Raw genomic sequence first — 10,446 nt, forward strand, 5'->3', positions numbered from 1 at the left:
TTATTCTCCTCCTTGTTCCGATTCCATGCTCCAATCGATCAGCGACAGGATGCCCGCGTTGAGCAGAGCCAATTCCTGGCGGCTCATCGGATAATGGCCCATCATCAGCGCGTTGGCGTACAGCATCTCGACCAGCGTAGGCAGCTTCGCGTTCGGCGGGCCGGCGAACAGTTTGTCCACGACCGGATTATTCAGATTCAGGTACAGGATCGACTGCGCGCTGCCCTGCATGGAACCGCCGAGGCTGCCGAGCACCGAAGCGAACGCCTGCGGGCTTTCTTCGCCGGCGCGTTCGATCGAGCGCAGCGTCGCGGCTTCTTCCGGCAGCGTGAACAGGGCAGGCAGTTCTGTCGGCTTGAACCGCTTGAGCAGCACCCGGCAGCGGAAACGCTGAAGCGAGAGGTCGGCCGCGCGGGCGGCCTGCAGCGTCGCCGACCGTTCTTCCGCGTTCAAGTCGGTAAAAGCGAGCGAGACGTCTTCCGGCAGCAGCCTGCGCGTATCGGCTCCGCCTACGATGCGGGGCAGCGACTGAAGCAGCTCCGCTTCATAGATGTAGCCGCCGTTCACGACGAGCAGCGACTGCGCGGAAGCGACGTGGCGCAGCTGGCGGTAATGGTCGAGCGAAGCGGTGTAATACAGTGTCCGGCGTTCGTCGAGCAGCTCGCCGAGCGTCTTGTGGCCGTATGTACTTTCGAACGGCAGCCAGCGGTAGATCATGCGGTAAAATTCGTCGTCTTCCACGGCCAGGCTTTTCATCGAGAGCGCGTGCAGTTCGAGGATGCGGCGCAGCCGTTGCTGATCCGAGGCACCCATGCCGATCAGTTCGGAGCGGATCGATTCGCCGAGTTCGCCGCGTACCCGTTCAAGCTGTTCGTTCTCGTAGAAGTGTTCGCGCGAAGCGGTCGGCTGCAGCTCGTCGGTCCAGATCAGGCATTTGACGAAAAAAGCCCACTCCGGCAAAATATTGTCCGCCTGTTCCGAGATCAGCATGCGCTTCAAATAGACTTTGTGCGAACGTTTGGCGTTCAGGCTGACGGCATGCGGCAGCACGTAGGCGATACCGCCTGTGCGCCCGTTCGCTGTCCGCAGCGGGATAAAGTCGCGGAAGCGTTCGCCGAGCCGTTCTTCGCCGAAGCGAAGCACTTCGTCCCGATGGACGTCGGCCAGATCCGGGCTGAAGATCCAGGCCGGCGGTTCCGGGTTGATCCGGCGTTCCCGGCCGCCTTCGGCCAGGCGGATCGGATACGGCAGCAGGGCGCCGTAATGGAGCAGATCGAGTTCGACGGTCCCGGCTTCGAAAAAGAGGTCGGTCTCCGGCTTGGCGCGCAAATACACTTTGGTGCCGGGCGTCAGCGACGATTCGAGCTTGCGCAGCGTATACGTGCCGTCCGGTCTGCCGCGCCATTCGATCGACGGGCCGCCCGAAGCCGATTGGGTCAGCATGACGATCTCGTCGCTGACCATGAAGCAAGACAGCAGGCCGATCCCGAAGCGGCCGATAAACGACGTCTCGCCCAGCAGTTCGGTGCCGCCGCGCTTCGACGAATGGCCGATCATGGCGAGAAATTCATGCACATCGTCTTCGGTCAGGCCGACGCCGTTATCTTGAAGCAGCAGCGTCGAATTTTCGCCGGAGCCGGCCAGTTCGACGAATACTTCGCCCCGGTGCCCCGGCTCCGAATCCAGGCGCGCCGTAATGGCGTCGGTCGCGTTTTGCAGCAGTTCGCGCAGGAAGACGCGCGGACTGCTGTAGAGGTGGTTCGATAAAATGTCGATCATTCCGCTCAGATTGACCTGAAAGCGGTATTCCTCGGAATCGGACATCGGGAAGCCTCCTTGTTTCGCTCGTATGCTTTCTTTCGTATTTTAACGCGTCCCGGTTTGTTTTCCAAATTCCGATCTGCCGATCTTCGCGGGAACCCTCAAAAAAGCCGCTTCCGATCCCCGAAGGGACAGAAGCGGCTTTTTGGCTGTGGCGTATGATCGCCGGGCTTCGATATTGGAGCTGCGAAGCCCGGGAATTCGGAATTATTCGGTAATCGTGCCGTAGATCAGCGTCGGCGCTTCGGCGCTGTCCGCGATCGAGATCGCCGCGAGGATTTTGGCCTTCACGTTATCGACGTCTTCGCTGTTCGCGTGAATGGTCACGAGCGATTCGCCTTCCTGCACGGCTTCGCCGACCTTTTTGTTCAGCATCAGGCCGACCGCGAGGTCGATCTCCGATTCTTTGGTCGCGCGGCCCGCGCCGAGCCACATGGCGGCTACGCCGATTTCGTCGGCGACGATCTCGGACACGACGCCGCTGCGCGGAGCCGGTACTTCGATCTTGTAAGCGGCCTGCGGCAGGCGTTCCGGATGGTCGACAACCGAAGCGTCGCCGCCCTGGTTCGCGAGGAAATCGCGGAACTTGTCGAGCGCTTTGCCGTTCGCGATCACTTCGCGCAGCTTGTTCTCCGCGTCTTCAAGCGAGGAGGCTTTGCCGGCGAGGAAGACCATCTGGCTGCCGAGTGCCAGGCACAGGTCTTCCAGGTCTTTAGGGCCGTGGCCTTTGAGCGTGTCGATCGCTTCCTGCACTTCCAGGGCGTTGCCGATCGCGGCGCCAAGCGGTTGGCTCATGTCGGAGATGACGGCCATCGTGCGGCGGCCGACGTTGTTGCCGATGCCGACCATGGCGCGCGCCAGGTCTTTGGAGCCGTCGAGCGTCTTCATGAACGCGCCCGCGCCGGTCTTGACGTCGAGCACGATCGCGTCCGCGCCGGCCGCGATCTTCTTGCTCATGATCGAGCTTGCGATCATCGGGATCGAATCGACCGTCGCGGTTACGTCGCGCAGGGCGTACAGCTTTTTGTCGGCTGGCGTCAGGTTGCCGCTCTGGCCGATAACGGCGATTTTGTGCTCGTTGACGAGCTTCACGAACTCTTCGTTCGTGATCTCGACGTGGAAGCCGGCTACCGCTTCCAGCTTGTCGACGGTGCCGCCCGTATGGCCGAGACCGCGTCCGGACATTTTGGCGACCGGCACGTCAAGCGCCGCGACAAGCGGAGCGAGCACGAGCGTCGTCGTGTCGCCGACGCCGCCGGTGGAGTGCTTGTCGACTTTGACGCCTTCGATCGCCGACAGGTCGATCGTGTCGCCGGAGTTGACCATCGCCATCGTCAGGTCGGCCCGTTCGCGCTGCGTCATGTCTTTGAAAAAGACGGCCATCGAGAAGGCGCTCACCTGGTAATCCGGAATTTCTCCCTTGGTGTAGCCTTCGATGATGAAGTTGATTTCTTCCGTCGTCAATTCTTTGCCGTCGCGTTTTTTCTCGATCAAGTCTACCATTCTCATATGTGTAGGCCTCGCTTTCGTTAAATGAATCCGGCCGTCTTGCGCGCTGTGCGGAAGTCCGGCCGGTCGATGCGTATTGCACGGTACGTGTCGTATTGCAGGATACTCGTTACCGATTGTTTTTACAGGGTCAGGGCTGTCTCCAGCGCCACTTCCATCATGTCGCCAAACGTCGATTGACGCTCGGCCGACGTCGTCTCTTCGCCGGTCAGCAGGTGGTCGCTGACGGTCAGGATCGTCAGGGCGTTCACGCCGAATTTCGCGGCCAGCGAGTACAGCGCCGTCGTCTCCATCTCGACGCCGAGCACGCCGTGCTGCATCAGCTTGGTCGTGACCGTCTTGTCGTCGCGGTAGAAGATGTCGGAGCTGAGGATGTTGCCGACGTGCACGTTCAGGCCTTTGGCCACGGCGCGCTCGTACGCTTCCTTCAGCAGGCCGAAGCTTGCGATCGGAGCGAAGTCGAAGCCCGGGAACGTGTTGCGGTTCATGCTGGAATCGGTGCAGGCGGCCTGCGCCAGAATGACGTCGCGCACGCGTACGCTTTCCTGCATGCCGCCGCAGGTGCCGACGCGGATCAGGTTCTTCACGCCGTATTCGCTGATCAGCTCATTGGCGTAGATCGCGAACGACGGGATGCCCATGCCGGAACCCTGAACGGAAATGCGCTGGCCTTTGTACGTGCCGGTGAAGCCGAGCATGCCGCGGACCTGGTTGTAGCAGACGACGTCTTCGAGATATGTGTCGGCGATAAATTTCGCTCTCAGCGGGTCGCCGGGGAGCAGGATCGTTTCGGCGATATCGCCGACTTTGGCTTCGATATGAACACTCATGGGATGAAAACCTCCGGTTTGGGGATGTGGGATGCGAAAGCTGTCAATAGATGGACGCTGCGAATGGGACAGGCCTGCAATGGCCGCTCACAGATGCCTCCTGTTCGCTTCGTTCAATTCCGTCGGGTTCAAAACGCGTTTACTTCAAATCGCCGAGGAAGCTGGTGCCGTATTCCGGCATCTTGACGCCGAAGTTCTCGGCGACGGTGGCGGCGATATCGGCGAAAGTGGTGCGCACAGGCAGTTTGGTGCCGCCATTTTGGAAGCTCGGCGAGTAGGCGAGCAGCGGGACGTATTCGCGCGTATGGTCGGTGCCGCGGTACGTCGGGTCGTTGCCGTGGTCGGCGGTGATCAGCAGCAGGTCGTCGCCGGTCATATTGGCGAACACTTCCGGCAGGCGGGCGTCGTATTCTTCGAGCGCCTGGCCGTAGCCCTGCGGATCGCGGCGATGGCCGAACAGGGCGTCGAAATCGACGAGGTTCAGGAAGCTGAGACCGTGGAACGGCTTGCCCATTTCCTCGACGAGCTTGTCCATGCCGTCCATGTTGGACACGGTGCGAACGGATTTGGTCACGCCTTCGCCGTCGTAGATATCGGCGATCTTGCCGAGGGCGATCACGTCGAAGCCGCCGTCTTGCAGTTCGTTCATCGTCGTGCGGCCGAACGGTTTGAGCGCGTAGTCATGCCGGCCGGACGTGCGCTTGAACGCGCCGGGTTCGCCGACGAACGGACGGGCGATGATGCGTCCGAGCATGTACGGATCTTCCAGCGTGATCTCGCGGCAGAACTCGCAGATTTCATACAGTTCCTTGAGCGGAACGATGTCTTCGTGCGCGGCGACCTGAAGCACGGAGTCGGCCGACGTATAGACGATCAGCGCGCCGGTCTTCATATGTTCTTCGCCCAGTTCGTCGAGAATCTCGGTGCCGCTGGCCGGCTTGTTGCCGATCACTTTGCGTCCCGTTTTCTGTTCGATCCGGGAGATCAGCTCGTCGGGGAAGCCGTCCGGGAATACGCGGAACGGCGTATCGATATACAGGCCCATTATTTCCCAATGGCCGGTCATCGTGTCTTTGCCGCGGGAAGCTTCCTGCATTTTGGTGTGGTAGGCGAGAGGGCGGTCGGCTGCGGGCACGCCCTGTACCTCCTCGATGTTGGACAGGCCAAGCTTGGCCATGTTCGGCATGTTCAGGCCGCCCATTTCGCGGGCGATATGGCCGAACGTGTCGACTCCGAAATCGTCGAACTCCGCGGCATCCGGCGCTTCGCCGATGCCGACCGAGTCCATGACGATCAGATGAATGCGTTTGAATGTGGACATGGTTTAAGCTCCTTTCGAAAGATTCTATTCTACACCTTGCGCGTTAAATGAACAATCCGACGATGATGGCGGACAGCATGCTGACCAGCGTCGCGCCGTACAGGAGCTTGAGGCCGAATCTTGCGACGACGTTGCCCTGTTTTTCATGCAGGCCCTTCACCGCGCCGGCGATAATGCCGATCGAGGAGAAGTTGGCGAACGAGACGAGGAAGACGGACACGATGCCGATGGTGCGGTCGCTCAGGCTTCCGCCTTCGATCAGCGTTTGCAGGCTTACCATCGCGGCAAATTCGTTGGTCATCAGCTTGGTAGCCATGATGCCGCCGGCCGTTACAGCTTCGTTCCACGGCACGCCCATGACGAAAGCGAACGGCGAGAAGACGTAGCCGAGCATTTCCTGGAACGAGATGCCGAAGATTGCGGCGAAGATACCGTTCAGCATGGCGATCAGGGCGACGAAGCCGATCAGCATCGCGGCCACGATAATCGCGACCTTGAAGCCGTCCATGATGTATTCGCCGAGCATTTCGAAAAACGACTGCTTCTCTTCTTCTTCCTGCACTTCCAGTATATCTTCTTCCGGCTCGACTTTATAAGGATTAATGATCGAAGCGATGATAAATCCGCCGAACAGGTTGAGCACGAGCGCGGTGACGACGTACTGAGGCGGAATCAGCGTCATGTAGGCGCCGACAATCGACATGGAGACGGTCGACATGGCCGAGGCGCACAGCGTGTACAGCCGGTGCTTGGGCAGCAGACCGATCTGTTTTTTGACGGAAATGAACACTTCGGACTGGCCGAGTACGGCCGATGCGACCGCGTTGTACGATTCCAGCTTGCCCATGCCGTTGATCTTGCTCAGCACGAGCCCGATGTAGCGGATAATAAACGGCAGGATGCGCAGGTATTGAAGAATACCGATCAGCGCCGAGATGAAGACGATCGGCATCAGCACGTTCAGGAAGAATACGGACGGACCGTCTTCCGGCACGAGACCGCCGAATACGAAGTTGATACCCGCTTTGGCGTAATCGAGCAGCGCTTCGAACGTCGTGGATACGTACGTAATCAACGTCGTGCCGAGCACGGTGTTGAGCAGCAGGAACGCCAGCAGCGCCTGCAGCACGACCATGACGATCAGCGGACGGTACCGGATTTTGTTTCGGCCGTTGCTGGCGACGAAGGCGAGGCCGAACACGATGGCCAGGCCGAGCAGAGCGATAAGAATATTCATGGACGCAGATCTCCCGGAAATTATTTTTTTGGGTAGCCCACATGGGCAGCACATACACATAAATGAAAAGCAAGAAAAAGATTGAAGCGGTTACAAAAACAGTGAAAGAACGAAAATCCGGACAAGCCGGTAACCGGTCCGCCACCGCTCGGGGCGCGGCGGAACGGCCGTCAGCCGTTTAGTTCGTCTTGTCCATGTCTTTGGCCTGGAAGTATCCCGGAAGCAGACGGTCCATCGTCCATTCCTCGGTGTTGCCGTGCAGGTTCGTCAGGTAGATGAGCGTATGCTCGTCGGCGAATTCGGCAATGACCTGACGGCAGGCGCCGCAGGGCGAGACCGGGCCGGCGGTGTCCGCGACGATCGCGATTGCTTCGATCCGGCGAACGCCTTCGGAAGCGGCTTTGAAAATGGCGGTGCGTTCCGCGCAGTTCGTCAGGCCGAACGATGCGTTCTCGACGTTGCAGCCGGAGTAGACGGTGCCGCCGGCAAGCAGCGCGGCGCCGACTTCGAAGTGGGAATAAGGCACATAAGCGGACGACCGGGCTTCGATCGCGGCTTCGATGAGACGGTCTTTCATGGGATGGCTCATAGCGGAAGACCTCCTGGGATCATGGATGGTTAACAAAGGGCGAAACGCTTACAAAGGTCCGCCGCGGCGAGGTCCCGTTCAACGATCGACGGGACCTTGCAGCGAAGCGGGCAGCGGTTACCGACGACAGGGGGCGAGGAGACTTCGATCAGTACGAAGAGTCGGACTGGCCGCCCTGCATGATCTTCACGCCGGAGCTTGCGCCGATGCGCGTCGCGCCTGCCTGGATCATCGCTTCCATGTCTTCGCGGCTGCGTACGCCGCCGGAAGCTTTGACGCCGAGGTCGGGGCCGACCGTTTTGCGCATCAGGGCCACGTCTTCGGCCGTTGCGCCGCCTGTGGAGAAACCGGTGGACGTCTTGACGAAGTCAGCGCCCGCCCGGACGGACATTTCGCAGGCGAGCACTTTTTCTTCGTCGGTCAGCAGGCACGTCTCGATGATGACTTTGACGATCGCTTTGCCCGAAGCCGCTTCCACGACTGCGCGGATATCGCGTTCGGCCAGTTCGACGCTGCCGCTTTTGAGGGCGCCGATATTGAGCACCATGTCGATCTCGCCGGCTCCTTTTTCAATGGCGTCGCGGGTCTCGAACGCTTTGGTCTCCGGCGTGGACGCGCCCAGCGGGAAGCCGATCACGGTGCATACTTTCACTTCGGTTCCGGCCAGACGTTCCGCCGAGTACGCGACCCACGTCGGGTTGACGCAGACGGACGCGAACTTGTACGTCTTCGCTTCTTCGATCAGCTTGGCGACTTCGCTCTCTACGGCGTCGGCGCGCAGAAGTGTATGGTCGATCATGGATGCAAGATTCATGTTGGATCTCTCCTTCGGATTCGGATATACGTCTATCATACCATCTTCGTGAACAAATGCAAAAGGTTACATGAAATTTTGTTCAAAGAAAATGAAAGCGCAACAAAGCCCGCTATCGTCCGTCTCCGCAGGGAGAGTCAGAAGATAGCGGGCCTGCTGTTATTTCTTTTTGGAGACCGGCTTTTTCGCGACCGGCTTCGCCGCCAGTTGGCTCGCGGACGGCTTGGATAGCAGCGTTTTCCAGCCTTCGTAATCGTGCACGTCGAATCCGGCGAACGCCGGGCTTTGCTTGAACGTCCGCCGGGTGTCTTCCAGCTGGGCGTTCAGTGCGTCCGGGCCTTCTTCGTAAAAGGTGACCTTGGGCGTCTCGGCGGAGCGGTTCGTCTCGACGGCGATCCGGACCGGCTTGCCGAGCTTGTCGCCTTCGGCCAGTTCGGCGCGGGCCGCTTCGACGATCGCTTCCGCGGAATCGCGGTAAGCCATAATCGTCACGCCGTCGAAACGGTCGATGATCCATGCGCTCAGCGTCGAGGTCTCGTCGGGCATGGCCTGTTCGTGGAACCAGAACGGAATATCGGCCTCGGCGCTCAGATGCAGTCTGCGCGCTCCGGCCAGCACGACGTTCATGTGGGTCTTCCAGGACCGCAGCAGCGCGTCCCTGCCGGTCGTCCATTCCGGCAGCAGATACGGTTCCACGTCGATATGGATACCGGAGAACCGTTCATTTGCCTCGGCGGAGTCCTGATACCCGGTCAGCCAGGCCAGGAAAGCTTCCGGCAGCCGGCGGTCCGTCGCCCAGGCCGGCGCGCCGTCGAGCGCGTGCACCTCGATCCGCTGCGACGAAGCGCGGCGGATAAAGGCCGCGTAATCCGCCGCCGCAAGTTCCGGGTCGATCTGCACGTAGAGCGTCGTCACGCCGTTTGCGGCTGCAAAGCGCAGCAGTTCGTCGGGCGACGAGCGCAGCAGCCACGGATTCCAGACCCACGTCGAGAATCCGTTCGTTTCGCGGGAAGCGGCGCCTGCCGCGCTGCCCGGCGCAAGCGAACCGGCGGTCCAGGCCAGCAGCAGGCACACAAGCAGGCAGCGGGGAAGGGAGTGGCGAGTGTTCATGGGGATTCCGCCCCTTTCGATAGATCCGTGAATCGGAGAGTTGTTCGTTCGGTCTGTAGCTGAGCCGTCCGTCTCGCGCAGACAGCAGGGCGCATCGATCCGCGCCCTGCTGTCTATATCGGTCGTTCGGGCGGCAAATTCAATCCGCCAGCAGCGACAGCGCCGTAAATTGGTCGGTCACGAGAATGTTGGCGTAGCGTCCGGCCAGAGCGGCACGGATCGCGCGAATCTTGCGCGGACCGCCGGCGACGAGAATCGATTTTTCTTTGCGGCGCAGTTCCGGCAGGTCGATGCCGACCGTGCGGGCATTCACTTCCTCGCTACAGATCCGGCCCTGGTCGTCGAAGAAGCGGGAGCAAATATCGCCGGCCCCGGTCTCCTGCAGCTTCTGCCTCTGGCGGTCGTCGAAGTAGCCGAGGCGAAACAGCAGGGCGTCTTCTTCGACCGTGCCGACCGTGAACACCGCCACGTTCGCCTGCCGGCCCAGCTCGATGATGCGCTGGATATGGCGGTCTTCCTCGACCATCCGCTTGAGTTCGACGCTGTCGAAGATGACCGGCAGCGGCAGATAGCGGGCGACGGTGCCGAACGCCTCGGCGAACATATTGGCCGTTTCCGCCGCGTAGGTCGGCACCTGCGAATGGCTGACGCCGCCTTTGAGCTGGACGACTTCGACGCCCCGTACCGGCTTGTGGCGCAGACCGAGCGCGAGGGCGTGCATCGTCGTGCCCCACGTGATGCCGATGATGTCCCCGTCCTGGATCGTCTCGTCCAGGTAGGCCGCGGCTTCCGCCGCGATCCGTCCGCGAATCTCGCGATAATCGTTTTGCGGCGAATGGCAGACCCGTGCGGCCTGAAGCCCGAAGCGCCGCGAAAGCTCCATGCCCAGCGCGTCGAGGTCTTCCAGCGGATCGGAAATGCTGATGCGGACGAATCCGTTCTCTTTGGCGTGCTGGAGCAGGCGCGAGACGGTCGGGCGGGAAACGCCGAGCCGGGTCGCGATCTCCTGCTGGCTGTAATCCGACATATAGTAGAGCCGCGCAGCCTCTATGCTGAGCCGCTGTCTGTCCAGATCGATTTTGTCCGTCATGATCGTCCCTCGTTTTTTAGGTTCATTATACGTGCCCGCTTTGCCGTTTGCACGGAAGAAAGAAAGAGAGCTTGAAGCTTGGCGTAAAAAATGGGTCAAAAGGATGAAAAGAGGTTTTTTTCTTG

9 protein-coding genes are annotated in these 10,446 nt (G+C 60.6%); all 9 read right to left on the reverse strand.

Annotation, left to right across the window (positions count from 1 at the left end; genetic code table 11):
* Entirely contained in the window at positions 1–1,824 is a 1,824-nt protein-coding gene (locus FTE24_RS10765; protein ID WP_150233416.1) for an HSP90 family protein, read from the reverse strand.
* Between the two features lie 204 nt (positions 1,825–2,028).
* A complete protein-coding gene (locus FTE24_RS10770) occupies positions 2,029–3,330 on the reverse strand; it encodes a pyrimidine-nucleoside phosphorylase (protein WP_150233417.1) in 1,302 nt (433 codons plus the stop codon).
* Between the two features lie 122 nt (positions 3,331–3,452).
* A complete protein-coding gene (gene deoD, locus FTE24_RS10775; RefSeq protein WP_141446525.1) occupies positions 3,453–4,160 on the reverse strand; it encodes a purine-nucleoside phosphorylase in 708 nt (235 codons plus the stop codon).
* Positions 4,161–4,299: 139 nt separating this feature from the next.
* Positions 4,300–5,481 (reverse strand): phosphopentomutase, encoded by a 1,182-nt coding sequence (gene deoB / locus FTE24_RS10780; RefSeq protein WP_150233420.1) that lies wholly within the window; start codon positions 5,479–5,481, stop codon positions 4,300–4,302.
* 43 nt (positions 5,482–5,524) lie between these two features.
* Positions 5,525–6,718: a NupC/NupG family nucleoside CNT transporter gene (locus FTE24_RS10785; protein ID WP_150233422.1), complete on the reverse strand. Its 1,194-nt coding sequence runs from the start codon at positions 6,716–6,718 to the stop codon at positions 5,525–5,527.
* Between the two features lie 178 nt (positions 6,719–6,896).
* Entirely contained in the window at positions 6,897–7,295 is a 399-nt protein-coding gene (locus FTE24_RS10790; protein WP_150233580.1) for a cytidine deaminase, read from the reverse strand.
* A 160-nt stretch (positions 7,296–7,455) separates the two neighbouring features.
* Positions 7,456–8,121 carry a deoxyribose-phosphate aldolase gene (gene deoC, locus FTE24_RS10795; RefSeq protein WP_150233424.1) on the reverse strand — a complete coding sequence of 222 codons (666 nt, stop codon included), beginning with the start codon at positions 8,119–8,121 and terminating at the stop codon, positions 7,456–7,458.
* A gap of 159 nt (positions 8,122–8,280) precedes the next feature.
* On the reverse strand, positions 8,281–9,231 hold the full coding sequence (locus FTE24_RS10800; RefSeq protein WP_150233426.1) for a hypothetical protein: 951 nt from the start codon (positions 9,229–9,231) through the stop codon (positions 8,281–8,283).
* Between the two features lie 139 nt (positions 9,232–9,370).
* Positions 9,371–10,309 carry a sugar-binding domain-containing protein gene (locus FTE24_RS10805; RefSeq protein ID WP_150233582.1) on the reverse strand — a complete coding sequence of 313 codons (939 nt, stop codon included), beginning with the start codon at positions 10,307–10,309 and terminating at the stop codon, positions 9,371–9,373.
* Between the last annotated feature and the right edge of the window lie 137 nt (positions 10,310–10,446).

The sequence above is a fragment of the Saccharibacillus sp. WB 17 genome (genome assembly GCF_008634075.2).
GTDB lineage: Bacteria > Bacillota > Bacilli > Paenibacillales > Paenibacillaceae > Saccharibacillus > Saccharibacillus brassicae.